Raw genomic sequence first — 23,705 nt, forward strand, 5'->3', positions numbered from 1 at the left:
GTACGTGATATGCAGGCGCTTAGATTGCCGGTTAGATATCGATTCGCTTTATTTATTACTTACCAGTTTTGCGTGCGCCTAAGTGTATGACTTGGCGGCGTAAAGCTGTACTATGATGGTAGTGATTCATTTATATGCGGTTCTTAGGGGCCGTATCATTTAATTGATAGGCCTTTGGGGGAATTTTGAGAACACACACTTCACAATTCGAGTTTTTACCACTTGGACTTCAGTATTATGTTGGCGGCAGGTTTTTGGCGTTACAGTTACAAACACCTGTCGCTGGTAATTTGCTGCATCATGCGATTGAGCTATTTCTCAAAGCTGCCTTATCTGATCTACCAATAAAAAAGCTTCGTTCAAGAAAAGATTTCGGTCATGACCTACTCAAACTTTGGGCAGAATTTAGCCAAAGGAGTGGTGGGAGTAATGAGCAACATGTTAAGGCTATCAATGATATAAATAAATTTGAAGAGATTCGTTACCCATCCGAAAACGTTGAGGAGCTTTCATTACATTTAGCAATTTTTCGCCAAAAAGACGGTAAAAATATGGGGCCATCCGAGGCCTACTCATTCGTTTTAGAAGAAGTTGATTCATTAGTTTCTTTCATTCTAAGCTATCCAAAAATTTCGGGGTTTATAAATAATATGACAGCTCATTTTTCTGAGTTGAGCAAAAATAGTTTATTAGAGGCTAATAAATATCCAATCATATAGGCCTAACAATCTGCTTTAGTCCCTCGCTGGGACGCAAAAACATGGGCTGCGTAACTTCGTTCTTAATTTTATCCCATGTGTTTCCGCCCTAAGTAGGGCGTTAAGCTGAATATTGGCAAACCATAAATGCTGAAAATACAGTTTAGATATCTGCAATTTGAGACCTAAAAAATGAAGAGAAATTATATTATTCCATCAAAAATAATTATATATCTCAAACGCATTGCCACTGAATATCAGGCTCTGGGCCAGGAGTTAGAGGCACGGGTTGTGAATTCATCAGTCATCTATGTTCACGAAGAAACCAGTTATGATAATTGGAACGGTGGTATAGACGGACATGATGTAATTTTATTTTTACCCCCTGAAATTTATGGAGAAGTTACCTTAGGCAGAAAGAGTGACTTCGAGGCTGATTTACTTACGAAGCTACGGTTGTGTTGTCAATCCATCGAAAGCGAGTTTATCAATGCTGTGAGGTTTGAGGATGAAGATCAAAATGATCCTCAATTTCAAAATGCCATATCAATACATGATCGCCCAGGAATCAACCCGAATACACTGTCTATTTGGAAGCCTGATCATGTCAGAGTATTTATTAGTCACAGAGACATTCATAAAGTGCAAGCACAAGAACTTTCCATTTCATTAGAAGAGTATGGTATTTCTTCTTTTGTAGCCCATGACACGATTGAGCCAATGAGTACCTGGCAAAATGAAATTGTCAAAGGTCTAGAAACTATGGAAATTATGTTGGTTTATTTAACCGATGATTTTCATGATAGCGTATGGACAAACCAGGAGGTGGGTTTTGCTCTTGGACGCAACATTCCAGTTATTTCACTTAAGCTAGGAGTAACTGATCCCCAGGGGTTTATAGGTGAACGACAAGCACTGAAAAATAATCCGCATGATACGCTTCAAACGGCGCTAGATATATACAGTCTTATTGCTGAAAAGCTTGGCAATAAACATCGTTTGCAAACGGCGCTAATTAACGCTTTTTGCGTTTCCCCTAATTTTACTGAAACAAAAAAGCGATTTGATCGTATGAGTGGAGTTATCAAGACGTTAAGTGATGATGAAGTTACAGTAATAACAAGTGCCTTTCGTGATAATAGCCAGCTTTATAACGCAGGTCATCTAGTCAGTAGTAAAAACAGGCTCATTAAGTTTCTTAACCGTGTATCAAGTAAAACCTATGAAAAATCCGGGCGAGATATAAAGCTGATATCCATCGATAAAGAAATACCGTTCTAAGAGACATTACCGGTATTATGTGTGCTCCGGTCGTGCCTATAAATTAATATGCGGTTCTTAGGGTCCGCATCATTTAAATGTTAAGCATACAAATTAGAGTATCGAGAAATGGACAGAGAATCAAAACGACTAAAGAAACGGGAAGTACAGCCTGAAACCCATGAGTATGAAGAAGAAGAGATAGATATCGGGCCGTTTCTCGTGTATCTCGAATCTGAGAAAGGGCATGAAATTGCATCAAGAGTTCTCTGTATTTTCGAAGATATTAAAAAGGCAGCATTAGAGAAAAATGCCAGCCATGCTAAATTTGAAAAATGGCTTCAGGTTGGGATAGTTTTATTTGTCATCATCGCATCTAGCCTGCTTACTTACGCTGGAAAATTTGATTCAACCGTAGCCGTGCTTTTTGGTACTTTGGTAGGCTATTTGTTTGGTAAAAAGTAATGCTTAACAAGACCATTAAATTAGCTCCCTTCGCTCGTAGGCTAGCGCCGTTTATGGCGGTGTTAAACGTCTGCTGTTTGTCTTAAGTTGTCATTGAGAAAACGACAAAAAGTTGCTGTAATTGCCCCTAGTTGCGTTAAAACAAACATAGGACTCATCTCTGTGGTTGAAATTGGTTTGACATATTCACGGAAGTAAATCGTGGGGATTCACCTTAATAACCTCAGATAATTTATATAACAAGTCGACAGTAATATTCGCTTCCCCACGTTCAATACGTCCCATATAACTTCGGTCAATCTTAGCCTGCAAGGCTAAACTTTCTTGGGAAAAGCCTTTAGCCTTTCTAGTTTCACGAATGTTTTTCCCTAATATTTGTGCAAGAGACGACATACATAGACCTTTTCAAAAGTCAGTAATATCTCTACTTGCCGCCTCATTAACCACGGACTATAATCCGCATTTTTAAAATTCCCTTTGCAGTAAAAAGGTAACATTATGCGTCAATTTACACCTCATGCTGATTTGGTTAAGGCCATATCCTCTTTTGGTGAAACCCCTTTTCGTGTAACGATGTTGCGTGATCGTTACCTAGAATTATTTTCGACTAACAAAACTAAAAATGAGGTTAGACGCTGGGCGCATAGTTTTATGCGGACATTTGTCAAACATGGTTTGTTAATCGAGTTAACCGGGAATGAATACAACGTTGCACATTACATGGCAACGGAAAAGCTATTGGGTGTAAGAGGCACTGAAAAATCAGGCTCTAAGGATGTTTCACCACTTCATAATTACGCATCAGAGATCCAAAAAAGACTTCAGGCTCGCCAAAAGGATATTTTAATAAGCCTGGGAGCGACGGAAGAGTTAGAAAGTTTGAGAAGGGAATTTCCTGAGATGGCGAGTCGTATTGACAGTAAGCTGCATGATTTAAGAGAAGATAATGTCCGCACACTAGGCAAGATAAAGGCGTTGGAAACTTTATTGGCTACACACTCATGATATTAAGGTATTGGCAAGAAGTATGTCGTGATCTGGCCCTCACCCACTTTCTCCTGGGATATCGTCAGTTTGGTTGTTCAGCGACTCCCGGCTCTGGAAAAACCATCTTTGCGGCGGCAACCATCAAGGCCATGTTTGATAATGACATGATAGATTATGTTATTTGTCTTTCCCCCTCACTGGCTGTTAAGGAAGGATCTCGAAAAACGTTTGAGCAAGTGTTGAATCGCCCAATGGATGGCCTCTTTGGATCAGTCGGTATCTCACTCACATTTCAAAGCCTTGCAAATATCGCTGAAAACGTTATACAACGTTGGCAAAAATATAGACTGGCGATAGTCGTCGATGAAATTCATCATTGTGGCGGGCAAGAATTAGATAACGCTACAGCTTGGTCAAAGCCATTAATCAAACTGATTGATTCAAAAAAAGATATTTTTATCTTATCGCTTTCTGGGACGCCCTGGAGAACAGATGGCGCAATGGTAACGACATTATCCTATAACAGTGATCTTAAACCGAAGATGCATTTTGAGTACGGATTGAGAGAAGCGATAAAGGATGGCGTATGCCGAATACCGACGATATTAATGGTGGATAATGATAATTGGAAATCAACCGACTCACGAAGAGGAGATCGCTACCATTCCTCATTATCTGCACTTCTGACGGATAACGCATTATCCTATCAAATGGTGCTTAATGATGAAGAGTTTCTTAAGCACATGCTAGACTTATCAGTCACTACACTTAACCGATATCGACGAGACAAGCCAGATGCTGGCGGTTTAATCATTGCGTCTTCTATTTCTCATGCAAAAGAAATATATAACCTGCTAGAAAAAGCGACAGGCGAGTCCCCGGTATTGGTAACTAGTGAGGACAAAAACAGTCAAGACACTATTGTAAACTATAAATCCGGCACTCAAAAATGGCTGATTTCAGTAGGCATGGTCACTGAGGGAACTGATATCCCTCGCCTACAGGTCTGTTGCCATTTGAGTCGTATCTGTACTGAACTTCACTTCAGGCAAGTTCTCGGTCGGATATTAAGAATAGAAACCCAATATGACGATCATACAGCGACATTAATCATGCCAGCTCAACCTGATTTGTTTGATTTTGCTTCTCGATTGAAATGCGATGTCCCTAGAGCTGTCGTTAAGATAAACTCTATGAAGGCTGGAAAGCCAAACACGATAAATACTTTTGATAGTGCACCGGACAGACAGTTCAATTCAGATAAATCCAAGATTGAAGACATTAAATTAATACCAAACGGTATAGTCCAATGGGCAGCTGATGGTGTTAACGAAGTAGTAGCTACAACTGCTACTATTTCAGTCTATGGTCGCTTTAGAGAAGAAGTGTTGCGGATTTCACCGTAGTAAATGTTGATGAGATTTTAAGTCTGTAATCTACTATGAATGTTAAACTCTAGTAAGCAAGAATAGGTATTATTTTAATTGGACTTTACGAACGGCGTGTGACAATCGCCACAGATGATATTAAGCTCACAGGGCAACCGCATACTTTTACCCAAAAATAAGCTCTGCTCTGAATTCATCGGCCCAGCCAGCCATTTTGAGTTTGCTTCTCATGCTGGCTTTCTTGGGGTGTAAACGAGCCATATTCAAACAAAACCGCCTAATCACTCCGACATTTTCCGCTCCGTCCTCTTTGCGTATTCGGCTATCATCTTCTTTGAACGTCACGTCTAACACCCAGTGGACTTTATTTTCGACTTCCCAGTGTGCTCGGATAGCCTGGTTGACCGCAACGGGGTCAATATCCAGTGAACTGATGTAATATTGCGTTTCAGTGCTCACCTCTTTGTCTTTAAGGTGGCGCTCTCGCTCTATTTTGATAACACTGCGTATACCTTTCCAGTGCTGTGCTTCACTTATCCACTCACTGACTCTTAGTTGCTGGCACCGGCGTACTTCAATTCGTCCATGGCCAGAATCAGTCTGTTCATTACAGGCAATCCAAGCGGGATTATCCCTCTCTACCTTATGGAAATAGGCGGCAATTTCATCGCGTAGTTGTTTGTGGTTGTTTTTGATGCAGAGCACATAATCTGCGTTCTCCGAGCTGATTTTCTCGACTATCTTTTTCTGAGAGTTCATGGCATCTGCACTGATAAGAGCGCCTTTAATATTAAGCGTGTCGAGTAGGTCCAATACCGAAGCATTCTCATTTTTCTTGCCCGATGACTTCAGTTGCGCAAGCACTAAACCTGCATCTTTGCTCCAGGCGGTAATGCTATGTAATGCCGTTTGCTTATCGCCATCGTAGGAATGACGAAGTGTCTTACCGTCGATGGCAATTTGAGGCTTACCCGTTTCAACACGCACTTCATTCACCCAATTCATAAAGGCTTTATTTAATTGTTCAGGGCATATTACTCGAACAATTCGGGCAATGGTATCGTCAACAGGAATGCCGTTTTCAAAGGGACGGTATTGGCGCAACCAATCAAGTTTATCTCGACCAAACACTTCTATATCGCTCCAACCCTCTGCTCCAGAAAGGACTGCACTCACAGTCAGAAATATCACATCAATAAAGTCATGTTGAACATTAATTTGCGTGCGGGGATCGGTAACTTCTGAAAAATGGCTTAGAAAACTCATAATTAACTCGTGTCATCAAAAAAACTATTTGATCACACTAATGATGATAAATATAACGAATTAAATCGATCAGATATCAGAGTAATTTAACAAAAGTACGATCTTGCCCTGATTAAGCTCATGCTTACCGTATACTTTTACTTGACAAGATGGACACTCGAACTTGCTACGCGTTTGCTTACGCGCTACTTCTTCGACAAAGAACGATGTCGGTAGAGAATGCGTCGCGGGCATATGATGTTCATTTTCGGAATTCGAGTAGTGCATTTCCAATGACTCACTATTAATACACTGAGGAACCACGGAAACATCATCTGACTGACCTGATGATTGGTTATGATGATAAGTGATGTCCATATCAGCAATCACAGAATCATGCAGACGTGGTAACGCAAACCTGTCTACCCATTTGAGTTGATAGCTTTTATCACTAAGCAATAAATCAGCCACTTCAATAAACCGACCGCGTTTAATAATGTAATCACTCATCTGCCTCCCTACAGTTGCACCACCAGGCTCTCCAGTAGACGAAGGCATAAGCCCAATACTAATCATCTTTTGTGCCCATTCCTTATTATGGTAATGCGCGTCAACACAATGCCCAAATCTCGCTTGCCAAGCGTGAACCATTTCATGAACAAGCGTTTGAAAAACTTCAATCATACGACAATTTGCGAAATAGGACGGATTGATGGCTATCTCACTGCATGTTTCACCTTTTGTATTACCCCACCTTTGGGCAGCAAAATAACCCATAACGTTTTTTTTGCGTTGTAAAGTGAAAATAACAGTAGGTAACTCACCAGCAAACAAATAATGGTTGAAGTGATCGTATGCGAGCACTAAGGGCTCATAAAGTTCATGTGTAGGTGTACTCATCCCTTTATTGTACATAACAGGAATAACCAGAAAATACCTTTTCTAATAACTTGATGGAATAGAGATTCATATCTTTATAATTTTATTTTCATTTTTATGCACTGTACAGTGCATGAATTTAGATTTTTTGTTATATAAAAAAGCCGTTTGATATTTAAATCGAATAGAAGATAAAAGGAATACGACCGTGCCACTTCTAAAAATTCTGTCACCAGCAAGAAAGCGGGCCTTTCAACAGGCACCAAAACTTTCTAAAGAGGCAAGAAATACCTACTTTTTGGTCGACGTGGCTACGCGTAAAGTACTTTCAAAACTGCAGAATGATGTTAACAAAGTTGGATTCTTAGTTCAAAAAGCCTATTTCCAAGCAAAAGGGTGCTTCTTTGAGCCAAAAGATTTTCACAATGACGATGTTAAACGGGCAGTAAAAGCAATAGGTATAAGAATACCTATTGATATACTTGAGTATCGCGCAGAAGCACAGCATCGTCACAAAAAGATGATACTAGCACATTTTAACTGGAGTGCTTATAGTGACGACAAAAAGGCCGATTTAATCGCCTATGCAGAAAACCTAGTTGCTGTTCGTCAACACAAAGAAGACATTTTGTTTGCCCTAGTCTCGTATTGTTGGCAGAACAAAATTGAGATCCCAAGCTACAATCAACTCAATGAAATCATCACTCTTACCTTCCAGGATTATGACAATCAGGTACTTCTGCACTTTGGAGAAAAAGTCGATGCTGAACAAATAGCATCGCTAAACGAGTATCTCGATAATTTTGGGGTAAATTTTACGGCAAAAGAACTTAAACGCATTGATCAGGGCGAAACGCAACAAAAGCTTCAGCTTAATGCGAAGCTACTAGAGCTTTACAAAGAGCATTTCGTCACTATATTACCGTTAGTAAAATCCATCAACCTTACAGATGAAGCCGTTAAGCACTTTTCAGACACTTTCTACTTAAATGATTTATCCGTAATCAAACGATTAAAAAGGGATAACAAAACTTTTTTACACCTTTCAGCGTTAATTAAAGATCAGTTTTATCAACGACAAGATTTTGCTGCAATGGCTTTAATTAAAGTTATGCGTCAACATATCAGCCGAGCGCGAGGTGAGGAGCGTAAACGAAGAGAAGTTAGTCAACGTGAAACAATTGAAGCAAATAAAACTGTTTTATTAAGCGCCAAAGACTCAAAACAAGTTCTTCGCCTTATCCTCTCAATTACAAATGACATAGCATTATCAAATGCAGAAAAAAATGAACGTACTCGCCAGCTTATCATGGCTTTTTTTGAAACTGAAAACCCTGCGTTTGATGATTGTGCAGAAAAGTTAAATACCAGTTTGAACAAGCAAATTACGCAAGCTGATTTTTATAAAGCAATGTTTAGTAAAGCGCTTGTTATTCAGCGTCAATTTGGCAATCTTGTCAAAGCGATGGCTTTTGATACAACAAGTAAAAATAAAGCCCTACTTACGGCCGTAAAGTATTACCAGTTGCATACACCGGAGCAATCCGGACATCGATTCCGGCATTATCCGGACACCCTTTCCGTTTTAATCCGGACACCGATTCCGGGATAAGCCAGCCAGTTTTCTGCTAACTCCGGAATCACTGTCCGATTAGGCGGAAACCCTGTCCGGAATGCCGGAATCCCTCTCTTTTCTCTTTTAAATCAATTAGTCACAATCCTCGTTATCGATTGAATTATAGCGAGGACGTGAGCATGACAAAAAAGAGGACATCTATGGCAAATATCAAAGAGATTTTGCGCCTTAAATTCGAATGTGGTTTGTCTGTCAGAAAGATCGCCGCCTGTACCAAGGCAGGACGCTCGACCATCTCTGATATCCTGACGCGCTTTGAACAAAGCGCATTGCGCTGGCCACTTACCGACAACTGCTCCGATACCGCGTTAACACAGACCCTGTATCGGGAAAAAACGGCGGCTCAAAATAAGGTCATGCCTGATTTCGCTCAGTGCTTTATCGAGCTTAAGCGTAAAGGCATGACCAAGCAGCTTCTGTGGGAAGAATATGTCGCCGAACATCAGCACAGAGCCTACCGTTACAGTCAGTTCTGTGAGTATTACCTTCGATGGCATAAGATGCAAAAGCGGAGTATGCGTCAGATCCACACTGCCGGCGATAAGCTGTTTATCGACTACTGTGGCCCGACAATCCCGGTCGTGAATCCTGATACCGGAGAGGTTCGGTATGCGCAGATCTTCGTTGCAACGTTGGGGGCATCCAATTACACCTACGTCGAAGCCTGCCCTAGTCAAAAACTGGAGCATTGGCTGGAAGCGCACGCGAATGCCTTTGAGCACTTCGGAGGCGTACCAGCGCTTCTGATCCCGGATAACCTTAAAGCCGCGGTCACCAAAACGGATCGTTACGAGCCGAAACTCAACGACAGTTATCGTAAACTCGCGAATCATTACGGTACAGCGGTGATGCCCGCACGGCCTTATAAACCGAAGGATAAAGCCAAAGCCGAAAACGCGGTACTGATTGTTGAACGTTGGATCATGATGCGTCTTCGCCACCGCATATTCCACACTTTCCATGCATTAAATCTGGCGATCCGGGAGCTGATGGATGAGCTGAATCAAAGAGAGATGAAACAACTGGGTGCCAGCCGCAAAGCTTTATTCGACAGCCTGGATAAACCCGCGCTGAAACCTCTCCCGGTTCAGCGCTATCTGTATACAGAAAGCAAACGCGCCAAGGTAGGACCGGACTATCACATCGAATACCGACAGCACTATTACTCAGTCCCTCATCAACTGGTAGGCCAGCATGTTGAACTGGAGGCGAACGCGCGGTTAATCCAGATCTACCACCAGGGAAACCTGGTGTCTCAACATCCGACCAGCAAGAAAGCGCACGGCCTCAGTACACACACGGAGCATATGCCCAGCAACCATCAGTACCAGAAGTGGTCACCGGAGCGCCTGCTGAGCTGGGGTGGCAATGTTGGGGCTGCGACCCGACAGGTTGTCAGTGCTCAGCTCAGCGCCAAAGATCATCCCGCGCAAGCGTACCGCAGTTGCCTTGGCCTGCTTAATCTCACCAAAAAATACGGCGATGTGCGCCTGGAACAAGCCTGCAAAGATGCGCTGATGGTAGATAAGCCCTATCTGCGCTTTATCAGAAACCTGCTTAAAAACCACCGGGAAGGCCAGTTATCTTGTGAGTCTCATACCACCCCGGATATCCAGCACAGCAATGTGCGTGGCCCAAATAGTTACCACTAGGAGAACGACATGAATCAGCTTAATGAGCAACTAAGAACCCTGCGTCTTGGCCATGCCGCCAAGGGCCTTGAGCAACAGCGAGAGCAACTCTCCACCTATGCTGAGTTGACGTTCGAGGAGCGGCTTAGTCTGCTCCTTGAAAGCGAGGTACTGGGGCGAAGCCAGGCCAGGATCGAACGCCTGAAACGACAAGCCAAGTTACGTATTGATGCCTCACCCAATCAGCTTATCTACAAAGAAGATCGGGGGCTAAAACGTATCCAGATAAGTGAACTATTAACCGGGAGCTACCTGCTAAAGCACCAGAATATCCTACTCACCGGACCAACAGGTGCCGGAAAAACTTACGTAGCCTGCGCCTTGGCAACCCAGGCCTGTGAGCAGACGTACAGCGTTCGTTACTATCGTCTTAGCCGTTTACTGGATGATCTGAGTTCAGGGCGGCTGGATGGCAGTTATCAAAAACAGCTACTCGCCTTATCAAAGAAACAGCTGCTGGTAATCGATGACTGGGGAATGGAAAAGATGAACCAGGAGCAAGCCGGTCATCTACTGGAGTTACTGGAGGATCGTTATCAAACAGCCAGTACAATCATGGTAAGCCAGCTCCCGGTTAAAGAATGGTACAACATGATAGGCAATGCAACGGTGGCAGATGCTCTGCTGGACAGGCTGATCCACAACAGCCATCGGATTGAGTTGGGAGGAGAATCAATGAGAAAGCTGGCACAATCCGGACAGATAGGATAAAAATAGGATTAGAGAAAAGCGAGGAAAACAGGCGTCCGGATTAAACCGGTGCTGGTGTCCGGATTAGCCGGAATATGCAACCAGTCAGGCCCTACAAGTATAGACGATACGAGCCCCATTGATTTTTTAAACCAGGCCGAGAGACAACTTTTAGAAGCGGAGGATGATGTTTTACCAATCCATAAATACAGAGTGCTTTTGCTTATGGCAGTACAAAATGCCCTAAAGGATCGCAGCCTGACGCTTGAATATTCCTATAAACACCGGCAACCGTACCAATATTTAATACCTGATGAGGAGTGGCGAAACTATTGTCGAGAAAAACTACTACGAGCCGTCTCCATGGAAAAATTCAATGATGGTCCATCAATACTTAATCAAATAGGAAACGCGCTCACAATTGAATTTGACAGAGTAAATCAAAGGGTTATTAACGATGAAAACCCATATTTCAACCTCAAACAAGATGGTACATGGCGGATAAAACTACCGGACGCAGAATTCAGTATCGCTAAAGTAATCCCCAATCTTCTAGCTGGGTCGAAATCCGTGACCATACAAGAAATCATGTTTGAAGCAGATACACACTGTCAATTTTCATCATGTTTTACAAACCGTTCCCCTACATCAGGTAAATCTGAAATTGATATTCGACTACTATTTGCGACCATATTAAGTCTCGGTACCAACCTTGGACATACGGGGATGGCGCGCGCGACAAAACAGTTCAGTGAAAAGGCACTTAGAGATACAGAATCTAACTGGGTGACTCTAGCTAATGTAAAAAAGGCTAATGACAAAATCGTTAAGGCAATTCAAGAGCTTAACCTTCCTACTATTTATAATGATAATAAAGGCGTCCTTCACACGAGCAGCGACGGCAAAAAAATTGTAGTAAATGTTAACTCATTATTAGCAAACTATTCTTATAAGTACTTTGGTAAAGAACAAGGTATCAACATTAACAGTTTCCTTGATGAGAAACAGTCATTGTTCCATGTTAATGTACTGACGTCTTCAGATAGAGAGGCGCCTTACATGCTCGAGGGTATGGTGTCGTCTAAACATACGTTGCAACATGAGAATATTGATTTGCACCGCCACTCAACGGATACGCATGGCTACACAGAAGCAGTTTTTGCTGGTTTATATTTCTTAGACGTTGCTTTTGCGCCCAGAATTATGGATGTACATAAACAGACATTGTATTACTTTGACAACAAGACAAAGATTACACATAGCAATTCGCCCATCTCTCCGAAATCCGGCATCAATAAAAAACGCTTGCTGGATAACTGGGACAATATTTTAAGATTGATGGTGTCAATGAAGCTCGGGAGATGTAGTCCGTCTCAAATGTTAAAAATACTCTCTGCAAGTGAAAAAGACAGCGAACTATATTTAGCATTCAAAGACTTCGGGAGACTTTTAAAAACACATTTCATTTTGAATTATGTAAATGACGAAAATTTAAGGAAATCCATTCAAAAGCAATTAAACCGTGTAGAGCTTGGCCAAAAATTAGCGGAAGCAGTATTGTTCGGCAGAAAAGGCAAACTACAAGTTGGTTTAGAGAACGAAATACAATTAATCGCATCGTGCAATACCCTGCTTCGAAACATGATCATTTTTTGGAATTACCTTTTTCTCTCTGATACATGTCTCAAAACCGACTCTGAAGAAGGAAAAGAAGAACTCCTCCAATCAATTGCGTCGGGATCCGTTATAGCGTGGGCACACATTAATTTCTTAGGGACATATGAGTTTCAACCACAGCCTAAGAGTTCTTTTATTGCCTCATATCAGCAGATGAAAAACCTAAGGATATGAAGAACAGCGTAAGCTTTTTAGTCAAAAATACGAAAAAATTAAATATATTTCATATAGATAGAATTATTTTCCAAAATCTACAACCTCAAACTGTCGGTCACCCTGCCAATTGAGCACGCGCTCATTAAGCGAATTCCCTTCACTGAGTTTGTAGGCAGCATAACCGTTTACGGCGATACCAAAGATTGACAATAACAACATCCCGTCAGCCTGGGGCATTTCAGGCTCAGCCAGTCTGGGAATGGCTTCAAATAAGTATCCAAACGGAACCAATAGTCAGCACAACGCCGTTAATTAATGCGCCCAGCAGTGAAAACCGTTTGTATCCATAGGAAAATGTACGATTAGCATCTTTTTCACTGAGCTTGTTTAAACCCCATGAGGTGCCAATAGATAAACTATCGCCTAAATCATGAACAGCATCCGCCATAATAGCGGTACTGTTAGTTAACCAGCCACCAACGAACTCGATAATGGTGAACACCACATTTAGGAAAAACGCCCAACCAATACGCTTTGACGCATCACTCGAACGTCCATGTGAATGGTCGTGACTATGATTGTGACTGTGCATGATTTAACTTTTTAAACACATGATGTTTTGCTGCTTTACTAAAGTTCATAAAGCCCCTCCCACATATCTAATGTAGTTGCTTGGAGCGTCCTATTCATTTTCTTAATAGTATTATCGATTTAGTTACAAAAAAAAACCAATGACACCATCAACTATTACTTTCCAGCGTTTGTATTTCAAAGGTCGATACTAGGAATCGACCTTCTCCATAACCAGTATTAACTAGCGTGATTAATCGTCAATTTAGTTAAATGTCTCCCATACACTATTCTGTAGAGAACTGGTAGAACAACCAAAGTAAGCAGTGTCGAGGACAAAATGCCGCCAATCACAACCGTCGCCAACGGTCTTTGCACTTCTGCACCTATGCCCGTATTCAGCGCCATGGGCACAAATCCTAAGCTTGCCACTAGTGCTGTCATTAATACCGGACGCAAGCGAATAAGTGCCCCTTCAACAATGCTATTCACTAATTCTCCGGTTTCTAGCAAACGTTGCTTGATGAAGGACAGCATTACCAATCCGTTTAATACGGCAATCCCAGACAGTGCGATAAATCCTACCGACGCGGATATGGATAAAGGCATATCCCTTAACCAAAGAGACATTACACCGCCTGTTAATGCCAAAGGGATACCTGTGAAGATAATCAACGCATCGCGTATAGAACCAAACGCAATTACCAGCATTGTCAAAATCACAAACAACGTAACCGGTACCACAATAGTCAATCGTTGACTCGCACTCTCGAGCTGCTCAAAGGTTCCACCATAGTCGAGCCAATAACCAGCAGGTAAATCTACTTCATCATTGATTCTCGCCTGAGCTTCTTCAACAAAAGTGCCAATATCTCTGTCACGCACATTTGCTGTGACAACAATACTACGTTTGCCATTTTCCCGGCTTATTTGGCTAGGTACTTCTTTAAATGCCAGTGTGGCTAATTCGCTTATCGGTACATGCTCACCAGAGGGCGTGACGATGGGAACGCTCTCAAGCTGAGTGAGTTCATTTCGAATGTCGTCGCCATATCGCACGACAATCTCAAAGCGTCTGTCGCCTTCAAAAATCATTCCAGCGGTTTCTCCACCTGTCGCAGCATTGAGCCATAACTGCAAGTCGGCTATATCCAAACCAAAGCGTGCCAATTGATCAGGCTTTGGTGTGACGGTGAAGATTGGAATGCCTTCTACCTGCTCAAGCCTCGCGTCATCAGCTCCTTCAATCGTTGAAATAACGGTCAAAATGTCAGAAGCAGATGCAAAGAGCGTATCTAAGTCATCCCCAAATAGCTTTATCCCCAAATCTGCCCTTACGCCACTAATCAATTCGTTAAAACGCATTTGTATAGGTTGCGTAAATTCATAATTATTGCCGGGCAAAGTAAACAAGTCCTCTTCAAACGTTTCCACTAACTCAGCTTTTGTCATTGATGGATCGGGCCATTGCTCCCGAGGCTTTAAAATAACAAACGTATCAGTAATGTTTGGTGGCATAGGGTCGGTGGCGACCTCACCCGTACCCGTGCGACCGAATACCGTCTGTACTTGCTCATACTGCATAAGTTTCGCTTCAAGAGTTTTTTGCATTTCAACTGCTTGTTCTACCCCTGTCCCAGGGATCCGTATTGCCTGTACTAAGATATCACCTTCATTGAGCTGAGGAATAAACTCGGAGCCTAATTTACTGCCCATCCATAAACTGCCGACAACCAAAGCACTCGCTGCTACTACCACTAGCCATCTAAAACGCAGCGCTCCGGTTAAAACAGGACGATAGACTGCCTTTGCACCTTTAATAATTGGGCTTTCTTTTTCGCTAATTTTACCTCTCATGAAAATCGCTATCGCCGCAGGCACTACGGTAAAACAAAATACCATTGCGGCAAGCAAAGCCATTATCACGGTCGCTGCCATGGGGTGGAACATTTTACCTTCGACGCCAGTGAGCGTGAACAAGGGGATATAAACAATGGTAATGATCAATACACCAAACAAACTGGGACGTATGACTTCATTAGTGGCTTCATATACAACATTCAGTCTTTCTTTGAGCGGTAGAGTTGCGCCGTTTTGCTTCTGGGATTCGGATAATCGTCTGATACAGTTTTCAACAATGATAACTGCGCCATCGACAATCAAGCCAAAATCCAGTGCGCCTAAACTCATCAAGTTAGCAGACACATCGGTTTTGACCATGCCCGATATCGTGGCAAGCATTGCCAAGGGTATTACAGCGGCGGTAATAAGTGCAGCTCGCACATTCCCAAGCAAAACGAATAGCACAACGATGACAAGTAAAGCGCCCTCGACGAGGTTTTTCTGTACTGTGTCGATGGTTTTGTCAACGAGGCTTGTTCTATCGTAAACCGCTTCAAGGATAACGCCCTCGGGTAAGCTTGTTTTAATGGTTTCGAGCTTACTGTCCACAGCTTTGGCGACCGTACGAGAGTTTTCTCCCACTAACATCATTGTCGTGCCAATCACTGTTTCTTGGCCATTTAACGTGCCGGCTCCAGAGCGCAGCTCTTTACCGAGGTTGATTTGGGCGATGTCTTGAATTTTTACCGGTACGCCATCAATGATCTTAACAACCACTTGGCCGATATCGTCGATGCCCCTCAGTTGGGCTTCCGATCTGATCAGTACTTGTTGCCCATTTTGTTCTACAAAACCAGCGCCTTGATTCGCATTGTTGCGTTCTAGCGCACTGAGAAGGTCACCTGTACTTATCCCAAAGTTTATCATTGCGACTGGATTAGGATTCACATGATATTGCTTTTCAAATCCGCCTATCGCATAAACCTCGGTCACCCCCTCAACAAGCGACAATTGGGGCTTAACTACCCAATCATGGATCTCCCTTAATGCCATAGCATCATAGGGTTGACCGTTGTCCTGTCGCGCCTGAGGCTCAGCACTTAACGAGTACATGTAAATTTCACCCAAGCCTGTGGAGATAGGGCCCATTTCAGGGGTTAACCCTGTTGGCAATTGCGCCGCGATGGCGGTGAGACGCTCGTTGACGAGATTTCGTGCGAAATATAAATCAGTGCCCTCTTTAAACACGACTGTGACTTGCGACAAACCATAGCGTGATATCGAGCGGGTATACGATAAATTAGGCAAACCGGCCAGCGAGGTTTCAACTATAAACGTTATGCGTTGTTCAGTCTCCAAAGGCGAGTAACCTGGGGTTGCGGTATTTATCTGCACTTGCACGTTGGTGATATCAGGCACAGCATCAATCGGCAATTGTTTGTAACTGTACATACCAAAAAAGGCGACAAACAAGGCGAACAACATCATGACACCACGGCGCTCAATGGATAGACGGAGTATTGGTGCTATCATGTTCTCACCTCACCGTTTTTATGGACTTGGCTTTGCTTTTGACAATAAATGCGCAGGTAATTAGTCATCATCGCCCGCCTCCATTTTTAATAAATCAGCTTTTAGTAGATAGCTATTTTCTACAACGACTTGCTGGCCTATTTGAACGCCCTTCACAATCTCTACTAAACGGTTGTCCGTGTTCCCAAGTTTTACTTGGCGGGGGTAAAATCGTTCCCCTTCTTTGACAAAAACAATGGTTTGCCCATCTAACTCTTGTATTGAACTTTTGGGGAGTGCCAGATTGACTTCTTGGAAACCAATCTGAATATAACCCTCTACCATAGCGCCTAAAGGCCAATAACCACTGCCATTATCAACGTTCACAAACGCGATAGAATAGGGTTTGTCATCCGGTGAGGACGTAATGTGGCTTATACTTGATTGTTGCTGCAATTCCTCAAGCCTTAAAGTGACTTCCATATCAGCGGCAATATGAGTACGTTGTTTGGGGAAAATAGCCAATTGAGCAATTGCGCGAGAGTAATTAGCAACAGAAAGCAGCACTTGACCGTTGGTGAGCTCACCATCATTGGCGTGTCTAGCTATGATTTTTCCAGACATCGGTGAGGTGATTGAGTATTGATTTAAACTCTCGTTTGACTCAATGATTGCCAGTGTGTCACCTTTTTCTACTTTATCTCCAATATTCACCATGATACGTTTTACAACACCGTCGAAGCGGGCACGAATATGACTCAGTGACGCAGGATCATGAACTATCCGCCCAAATGTTCTGGTTGTGAGCGATAATGATCCTGACGCGGCTGAAGCAGTCACGATATCGTGTTCAAGCATCCGTTCTTGAGATAACACTACGTACTCGGGTCTTTCTTCGGCTTCCTCATCGTCATCATCAGCCAGGGCGACAGTAGCAAACAGTAAAGTCAGTAGCATGGCTAACACGCCAAGCAAGTCACGTGCGCTAGTGAGTAATGTAAATTGTGATGTATTCATTATTTTTTCTCTAGTAATTCTGATGATTGAGCAGACGTCGAGGGAGAGTCAGAAAACACGGGAATTCCCGTAAGTGCCTCTAGATCTGCGCTTCGAAGGTGGACTAAGCCTGCGGCTTTTATCAGTGTTCGTTGCATATCGATGAGTTGCTGTTGCGTTGTCACCCACTCTATATAGTTGTAGCGACCACTTTCATAGCCATCCCGCGCCAATTTCAATGCAGATTCCAATGTGGGAACGACATTGTCTTGAAGGGTCGTAACAGTGAGCAAGGCTTGGTCTTTTGCGCTAATGACTTGATTTAATTGGCGAGTGAGTTCACGAATTTTCGCTTGTTTTTGATAGTCGATACTGTCAAGCAATGCGCGCTGTTGTTCGTATTCTCCTAGATTCCGCTGCTTGGTATTTAACGGCACCGAAATACTGGCGACTAACGCTGTGTCATTAATTCCCTGCATTCTTCGGATACCGGCTTCCCACGCAATGTCGAACTGCTGACTGGCCTGAACCACTCTCAATCTGGCCTCTTGTACCCGATAGTTATCAGCATAAAGCAGAACGTGTGGATTGCTTTGAAGCTGTGAAAGCATATGTTCAAGTGATAGTGAATTTGGAAACGATAACAGTGTCCCTTCAACTTCCGCAAACGCAGCGTTAGTGTCACCCCACATGATGGCCAGGTCGCGTTTATACTCATTGAGTTTTTGTTCACTTATCAATAACGACAAACGCGCCTGCGACAACGCTGACTCTGCACGTTTTTTCTCAAGTGGTGAAGAAGCCCCCGCTTCAACCCGTGTAGAGACTGTCTGAAGCATTGTGCGAGCCAGCATTTCAGCTCGTTGCTCAGTCTTGTGCAACGCTTGTTGGACAATGACATTGATATATCGTCGAGTTGTTTCACCCAAGATGTCCAGCGTACGAATGCGCCGTTGTGTAAGCAGTTGTGCTTTTTTTGAACTCACCACATTCATTCGGCCGCTGACTTTATCTCCAAGCTCGATGACCGACGATAAGGTCAGTGTCAATTCGGCATCTTTGATACCAGACACTTCGCCTGTTCCCAACACATTTTCAACTTCAACCCCAACTGACATTTCAGGTCGTAAGCTGGCCATTTTTGATTCACCATCCAAAGCCGAAGATTTAAATTCGAACACAACTAAATCTGGGTTGTTTGATAATGTGCGTTTGAGCGCATTTTCAAGCGTGATTGAAGACTTTTGCGCATTGGCAGATTGAACAGATATGCTCATGGTTACCAGTGCAGCAGATATCAATTTCAGATACGCTGAGCTAGCTTTTTTTATGCCCAATGGGCGTGAAGAACTCATAAAAGAACCTTTTGTTCATAAGATAACGACATACATGGAAAGCACCCATGCAAACATATAGGAGGGAATGGATTAATGTTGAGGTGGGCGCAAAAGGCCTTCGACTAGGCCGTCAGTGACGTTGCGGGAATAACTGTATTGATTGGTATATAACGGTTTAGATACGTCATTTATTGGGTGTTGTGCCAGAAACTTAATCTGTCCACATTGACACAGCACACAATGGAAACACTTAGACTCTTCACTCGACGTATCATCAGCATTTACATTTTTTTCGGGAACATCATAAGTGCCTATGGACTTTGATTGTTCAGGGACTGACGATACCTCCGCCGGGTAGTCATCGCATTGAGCGGCGAACGAAAAGCCCGATTGACACATGAGCAAAGTAATAAGTAGCCATGCCAACCTACGCAATTTTGATGTGCAATTAAAAATTGGCATGTTCTTATCAACTTTGCGCATTAAGCGCTCGCTGTCTTTCATTTCCAGCCTCTTCGAGGATCATTTTTGCCCCGCGCAACACAACGCACGAAACTATCACACCGATAACCAGATCAGGCCATCGAGAATCGAGCCAAAACACCAAAACGCCAGCAAAAATAACGCCTAAGTTGGCAATCACATCGTTGGCTGAAAATATCCAGCTTGCCCGCATATGCACTTCTTCATTTCTTTGTTTGCGTATGATCACAAGACAAATGACATTAGCAACCAGTGCAACTGCCCCCATAGCCATCATTAATCCTGATACAGGTTCGCTACCGTAAATTGACCGTCTTACAATATCAATGATAATCAACAGACCCAATGCCATCTGAAAAAAGCCGCTAATTCTAGCCGCATTCGCTTTGTGCAATAGCGATTTACCAATAGCATAAAGGGCAACACCATAGACAACTGCGTCGGCGAGCATATCAAGTGAATCGGCTATTAATGCGGTTGAATCAGCAAGCAACCCGATCCCCATTTCTATAACAAACATTGTCGCGTTTATTCCCAAAAGCCAATACAAAACCTGTCGTTGAGACTGGTCTTTTATTTCAACTTCGCACCCACATCCGCTCATTGGAAACACACTCTTTACTGATGAATAAAATGAGTATAAAGTCTATACTTGGTATAGAGTCAACGGTTAGGAGAAAAAAATGAAAATTGGTGATGTCGCAAAGACGACAGGTTGTAGTATTCAGACCATTCGTTTTTATGAAAAGAAGGGGCTCTTGCCTGAGCTTAAGCGCTCAAGTGGAAATTATCGTGTCTACGACAAGGGGACTATTGAACAACTCCTGTTTATCAAACAGTGTCGTTCATTAGATATGTCTATCATGGAAGTAAAAACGCTAATGGACAGTCGTTCGAGGCCAGATCAGAGCTGTTCAAATATCAATACGTTAATAGCTAAGCATTTATCAGACGTCATTATTCGCATTGAAGAGCTAAACGCATTAAAGTCATCACTCGAAAATATGGCGTCAAAGTGTGATCAAAACAAAACCATTAGGGACTGTGGCATTTTAAATTATTTACACACTTAAAAGTGTAAGAAGCACACAGTTTCACTGTGCGCACTCGCCTTAACGTGTATCTATCGGCTAACATTCTTCATGCGTATAGATTTGTGAAGCAAAAAACACTAGCCTGAACTTTTGATTCTGAGGCAGCTATGCATATTCATTTGTGGCCCTACAAAGCGATTACATCGGAGTCAGTCCTGACAATAATGTTCATGCACATCATGCTGTCCAAATTTGCATTAGTTTAGACAAAGACATCTCGGTTCAAGATTACAGAGCACAAAGTATTCACACCGGACAATGTATTGTGATTTTCGAAGATGTCCCTCACAAGGTTTTGGCACAGGATCATCAAATTGTAGTCATCTATTTAGAGCCTGAAGATAGGCAAAACCAACAATTTCTCATTGCCTTACGTCAAGCCAGGAGTAATGGAATTAATACTCTGCCGCTTACTGGCAAAGAATTGGGATCCATTTCTCAGCATCTATTTACTGACGTCGATATCGACAAAGTGTGGAAAACAGTAAATAAAGCGGTAGGGCTAGTCTACAGTCCTCCGCTTTCATCGCGCCCAGAGGATAAACGGGTACGAGCCGTCATCGACATTATTGCTTCGCAGCGAGGTTGTGCAATCGATATGGCGTTTTTATCATCGAAGGTTTTCTTGTCCCCAAGTCGTCTAACACATCTTTTTAAGCAAGAAGTGGGTATACCTATTAGTCGTTTTATTGTCTGGTGGCGTGTGCGCGCCGCAATAGAACAACTGAGTAAGTCAGCAACGTAAGCGATCAATTTAGACCGTCTTTTCCTCATTGAACTACCCCGTAAAATAGTCCCCGTAGATTTTACTCACGGAGACTTAATCGATGGCAACAAAAAGACGTACACGCGAGCAATGGCAGGTATTGGTTGATAAGCAAGCAGCAAGCGAACTGTCGGTCAGTGAATTTTGTGCACAGCATGCGTTAACAGTATCAAACTTCTATCTGTGGCGTAAAAAACTGAGCGATGATAGCCAATCGCTTGCGCCGCAGGATAACTGGCTTGCCTTTGATATGCCAGCAAGTGCGAACCAGAGCGCAGGCTCTGCCTGGGAGATTGAACTGGCATTACCCGGTGGTGTGGTGCTGCGGATGAACCGGGCTGCCTGATGTTACCCTTATCCAATGGGCGTATTTGGCTGTATACCGGTAATACCGATATGCGCAAACAGTTTGATGGGCTGGCGGCACTGGTACAGGGCAAACTGGGGATGCAAGCGCATTGTGGTGACTGGTTTGTGTTTATCAATAAGCGCCGCACCCAGCTAAAGGTGTTGTATTACTACCAGGGCGGTTATTGTTTGTGGAGTAAACGGTTAGAAAAAGGCACCTTCGCCAAAGTCACTGACGGTACAGCAAAAACACCATTAAACAGTGCTCAGTTACAGTGTTTGATTGATGGCATTTACTGGCAAAAAGACAAACAAAACAGGCGATTTAATTGACTGATTTTGTTATAATTTACGCCATGAAAACACATTCTATTAGTCACCTTTCACCGTCTGAAATTGAGGCTGCCTTTGCTCGTCAAGCCGATGAAATTGCGCAACTCAAGCAGCAACTCGACTGGCTTAAACGTCAGTTGTTCGGGCGTAAGTCTGAAAAGGTGTTAGCGGATAATCCGGCGCAGAGCAGTTTGTTTGATGAGGGGGAAACCCTCACCTTACCGGCAGAAACAAAACCGGTGAAGGCACATACTCGTTCCTCACAAAAGCAACGTCGCGACTCGGATTTGAATGATGACGGCCTACGCTTTGATGAGACGGTGCCTCAGCTGATTATTGATATACCTGCGCCAGAATTACAGGGGGCGGATGCCGACCAGTATGAATTAGTGGATACCAAAGAAACCTGTCGCTTAGCACAACAGCCTGGCAGTTATGTGGTATTGAGATTCCGTCGACAGGTCGTGCGTCATAAAACCACGCAAACCATTAAGGATACCCCAGCGCCAGGCAATGTGCTGGAAGGCTGTTACTGCGATGTCTCACTGCTCGCCGGACTGATGGTTGATAAAGCGGTGTATCACTTACCGCTTCACCGCCAACATCAACGGATGCTGGATAGCGGTATTACCCTTAGCCGGGCCACCTTAATCAACTGGATACAAAAAGGCATTGAGTTGCTTCGACCCATCGCCAAAGCCCAGTGGCAACACATTCTGCAAAGTAAAATACTGGCCATGGATGAAGTACCCATTAAAGCAGGTCGCACTAAAGGCGCTGGCCGAAAACCCGGACACATGAAACAAACCTACTTCTGGCCCCTGTACGGTGACAGTGATGAAGTGGCGTTTACCTGGAGCCACAGCCGGGGCATGTTGCATGCCCAAGCACAGTTACAGGACTTTACCGGTACCTTGCTCACCGATGGCTATGCCGCTTACACCAAAACGGTAGCGCAGATAAACCAACAAGAACAACAGATTGTGCACGCAGCCTGTTGGGTACACATGCGCAGGGGCTTTGAAAAAGCCCTCGACAGTGAGCCGCACACCGCGCAGCAGGCACTGGATATCATCGCCACGCTTTACCGGCATGAAAAACACATCAGGCATAAACAATTAGACCTGGCCGATATCCATACCTACCGCCAACAACACAGCGAGCCACTCGTTACCGACTTCTTCCGGTGGGTCTACCAACAACGCCAGCGCACCGATTTACTACCCAAATCTCCCTTCGCCAAGGCACTCCATTATGCGCATGAGCGAGAAAGCCAACTCAAAGTGTTCCTGGGTAACCCCGCCTTACCCATGGATACCAATCATCTTGAGCGGGCACTGCGTGTTATTCCCATGGGGAGAAAAAACTATTTGTTCTGCTGGTCTGAACTTGGCGCTGAACAACTGGGCATACTGCAAAGCCTGATGGTGACTTGCCGACTGCAAGGCGTCAATCCCTACCATTATCTGGTGGATGTATTGCAGCGTGTAGCACTGCACCCGGCCAAAGATGTACTCGACCTGACGCCAAGAGTCTGGAAAGAGAAATTCGCGGACAAAAAATTGACGAGCGATTTAGATAAAATGGGGTGATCCGGGTCTATATTGATCGCTTACATTTCAATCCCGTTATTTAATGTAACTGTATTCATA

Annotated in this window: 21 protein-coding genes and 1 pseudogene; 14 read left to right on the forward strand and 8 right to left on the reverse strand. The window is 43.4% G+C overall.

Annotated features, from left to right (window positions below; genetic code table 11):
* The first annotated feature begins 254 nt into the window (after nucleotides 1-254).
* The 3 genes from AC566Q_RS12615 (at nucleotide 255) to AC566Q_RS12625 (ending at nucleotide 2,423) form a co-directional block, all read left to right on the forward strand.
* Nucleotides 255-719 (forward strand): HEPN domain-containing protein, encoded by a 465-nt coding sequence (locus AC566Q_RS12615; protein WP_499617131.1) that lies wholly within the window; start codon nucleotides 255-257, stop codon nucleotides 717-719.
* 171 nt (nucleotides 720-890) lie between these two features.
* Complete coding sequence (locus AC566Q_RS12620; protein ID WP_499617133.1) at nucleotides 891-1,979, forward strand: toll/interleukin-1 receptor domain-containing protein; 1,089 nt, start codon at nucleotides 891-893, stop codon at nucleotides 1,977-1,979.
* A 108-nt stretch (nucleotides 1,980-2,087) separates the two neighbouring features.
* On the forward strand, nucleotides 2,088-2,423 hold the full coding sequence (locus tag AC566Q_RS12625) for a hypothetical protein (RefSeq protein ID WP_499617136.1): 336 nt from the start codon (nucleotides 2,088-2,090) through the stop codon (nucleotides 2,421-2,423).
* Nucleotides 2,424-2,609: 186 nt separating this feature from the next.
* On the opposite strand, the gene AC566Q_RS12630 is transcribed toward AC566Q_RS12625, so the two are convergent.
* Nucleotides 2,610-2,816, reverse strand: a complete 207-nt coding sequence (locus AC566Q_RS12630) for a helix-turn-helix domain-containing protein (RefSeq protein WP_499617138.1) — start codon at nucleotides 2,814-2,816, stop codon at nucleotides 2,610-2,612.
* A 105-nt stretch (nucleotides 2,817-2,921) separates the two neighbouring features.
* Between AC566Q_RS12630 and AC566Q_RS12635 the strand changes: the two genes are divergently transcribed.
* Together AC566Q_RS12635 and AC566Q_RS12640 are read left to right on the forward strand one after the other, a co-directional pair.
* Nucleotides 2,922-3,428, forward strand: coding sequence for a VspR family transcription factor (locus tag AC566Q_RS12635; RefSeq protein WP_499617141.1), 507 nt, complete (start codon nucleotides 2,922-2,924; stop codon nucleotides 3,426-3,428).
* The gene (locus tag AC566Q_RS12640; protein ID WP_499617143.1) at nucleotides 3,425-4,816 is read left to right on the forward strand and encodes a DEAD/DEAH box helicase; all 1,392 of its coding nucleotides are present in this window, start codon (nucleotides 3,425-3,427) and stop codon (nucleotides 4,814-4,816) included. The genes AC566Q_RS12635 and AC566Q_RS12640 overlap by 4 nt, the downstream gene beginning before the upstream one ends.
* 147 nt (nucleotides 4,817-4,963) lie before the next feature.
* On the opposite strand, the gene AC566Q_RS12645 is transcribed toward AC566Q_RS12640, so the two are convergent.
* Both AC566Q_RS12645 and AC566Q_RS12650 read right to left on the reverse strand, forming a co-directional pair.
* On the reverse strand, nucleotides 4,964-6,064 hold the full coding sequence (locus AC566Q_RS12645) for an ISAs1 family transposase (RefSeq protein WP_123323549.1): 1,101 nt from the start codon (nucleotides 6,062-6,064) through the stop codon (nucleotides 4,964-4,966).
* Nucleotides 6,065-6,133: 69 nt separating this feature from the next.
* The gene (locus AC566Q_RS12650; protein ID WP_499617146.1) at nucleotides 6,134-6,907 is read right to left on the reverse strand and encodes a SprT-like domain-containing protein; all 774 of its coding nucleotides are present in this window, start codon (nucleotides 6,905-6,907) and stop codon (nucleotides 6,134-6,136) included.
* 223 nt (nucleotides 6,908-7,130) lie between these two features.
* Here AC566Q_RS12650 and AC566Q_RS12655 point away from each other — a divergent pair, with 223 nt between their 5' ends.
* The 4 genes from AC566Q_RS12655 to AC566Q_RS12670 all read left to right on the forward strand — a co-directional run bounded on the left by AC566Q_RS12655 (nucleotide 7,131) and on the right by AC566Q_RS12670 (nucleotide 12,790).
* Entirely contained in the window at nucleotides 7,131-8,534 is a 1,404-nt protein-coding gene (locus tag AC566Q_RS12655) for a DUF4158 domain-containing protein (RefSeq protein WP_499617148.1), read from the forward strand.
* Nucleotides 8,535-8,677: 143 nt separating this feature from the next.
* Nucleotides 8,678-10,210, forward strand: coding sequence for an IS21 family transposase (gene istA, locus AC566Q_RS12660; protein WP_499617151.1), 1,533 nt, complete (start codon nucleotides 8,678-8,680; stop codon nucleotides 10,208-10,210).
* Nucleotides 10,211-10,219: 9 nt separating this feature from the next.
* Nucleotides 10,220-10,960 (forward strand): IS21-like element helper ATPase IstB, encoded by a 741-nt coding sequence (gene istB, locus AC566Q_RS12665; RefSeq protein WP_499617154.1) that lies wholly within the window; start codon nucleotides 10,220-10,222, stop codon nucleotides 10,958-10,960.
* A 54-nt stretch (nucleotides 10,961-11,014) separates the two neighbouring features.
* The gene (locus AC566Q_RS12670) at nucleotides 11,015-12,790 is read left to right on the forward strand and encodes a Tn3 family transposase (RefSeq protein WP_499617157.1); all 1,776 of its coding nucleotides are present in this window, start codon (nucleotides 11,015-11,017) and stop codon (nucleotides 12,788-12,790) included.
* Nucleotides 12,791-12,895: 105 nt separating this feature from the next.
* On the opposite strand, the pseudogene AC566Q_RS12675 reads toward AC566Q_RS12670, so the two are convergent.
* From AC566Q_RS12675 to AC566Q_RS12695, 5 genes and pseudogenes are all read right to left on the reverse strand, one after another.
* Nucleotides 12,896-13,364: pseudogene (locus AC566Q_RS12675) on the reverse strand (cation diffusion facilitator family transporter); the annotation flags it as partial.
* A 218-nt stretch (nucleotides 13,365-13,582) separates the two neighbouring features.
* A complete protein-coding gene (locus AC566Q_RS12680) occupies nucleotides 13,583-16,717 on the reverse strand; it encodes an efflux RND transporter permease subunit (protein WP_499617160.1) in 3,135 nt (1,044 codons plus the stop codon).
* A gap of 60 nt (nucleotides 16,718-16,777) precedes the next feature.
* Nucleotides 16,778-17,713, reverse strand: a complete 936-nt coding sequence (locus AC566Q_RS12685) for an efflux RND transporter periplasmic adaptor subunit (protein WP_015065925.1) — start codon at nucleotides 17,711-17,713, stop codon at nucleotides 16,778-16,780.
* Entirely contained in the window at nucleotides 17,713-19,047 is a 1,335-nt protein-coding gene (locus tag AC566Q_RS12690; RefSeq protein ID WP_029937684.1) for a TolC family protein, read from the reverse strand. Before AC566Q_RS12690 ends, AC566Q_RS12685 begins: the two co-directional genes overlap by 1 nt.
* A 451-nt stretch (nucleotides 19,048-19,498) precedes the next feature.
* A complete protein-coding gene (locus AC566Q_RS12695; protein WP_278346604.1) occupies nucleotides 19,499-20,116 on the reverse strand; it encodes a cation efflux transmembrane domain-containing protein in 618 nt (205 codons plus the stop codon).
* Between the two features lie 79 nt (nucleotides 20,117-20,195).
* Between AC566Q_RS12695 and cadR the strand changes: the two genes are divergently transcribed.
* From cadR to tnpC, 5 genes are all read left to right on the forward strand, one after another.
* Nucleotides 20,196-20,585 carry a Cd(II)/Pb(II)-responsive transcriptional regulator gene (gene cadR / locus AC566Q_RS12700; RefSeq protein ID WP_105937005.1) on the forward strand — a complete coding sequence of 130 codons (390 nt, stop codon included), beginning with the start codon at nucleotides 20,196-20,198 and terminating at the stop codon, nucleotides 20,583-20,585.
* Between the two features lie 142 nt (nucleotides 20,586-20,727).
* The gene (locus tag AC566Q_RS12705; RefSeq protein WP_499617164.1) at nucleotides 20,728-21,351 is read left to right on the forward strand and encodes a hypothetical protein; all 624 of its coding nucleotides are present in this window, start codon (nucleotides 20,728-20,730) and stop codon (nucleotides 21,349-21,351) included.
* A gap of 82 nt (nucleotides 21,352-21,433) precedes the next feature.
* On the forward strand, nucleotides 21,434-21,718 hold the full coding sequence (gene tnpA / locus AC566Q_RS12710) for an IS66 family insertion sequence element accessory protein TnpA (protein ID WP_499612145.1): 285 nt from the start codon (nucleotides 21,434-21,436) through the stop codon (nucleotides 21,716-21,718).
* The gene (tnpB, locus tag AC566Q_RS12715; RefSeq protein WP_126874057.1) at nucleotides 21,718-22,053 is read left to right on the forward strand and encodes an IS66 family insertion sequence element accessory protein TnpB; all 336 of its coding nucleotides are present in this window, start codon (nucleotides 21,718-21,720) and stop codon (nucleotides 22,051-22,053) included. The genes tnpA and tnpB overlap by 1 nt, the downstream gene beginning before the upstream one ends.
* Before the next feature lie 23 nt (nucleotides 22,054-22,076).
* Nucleotides 22,077-23,645: an IS66 family transposase gene (gene tnpC, locus AC566Q_RS12720; protein WP_499617500.1), complete on the forward strand. Its 1,569-nt coding sequence runs from the start codon at nucleotides 22,077-22,079 to the stop codon at nucleotides 23,643-23,645.
* Nucleotides 23,646-23,705: the final 60 nt, after the last annotated feature.

Source organism: Alteromonas sp. H02, from assembly GCF_059682525.1.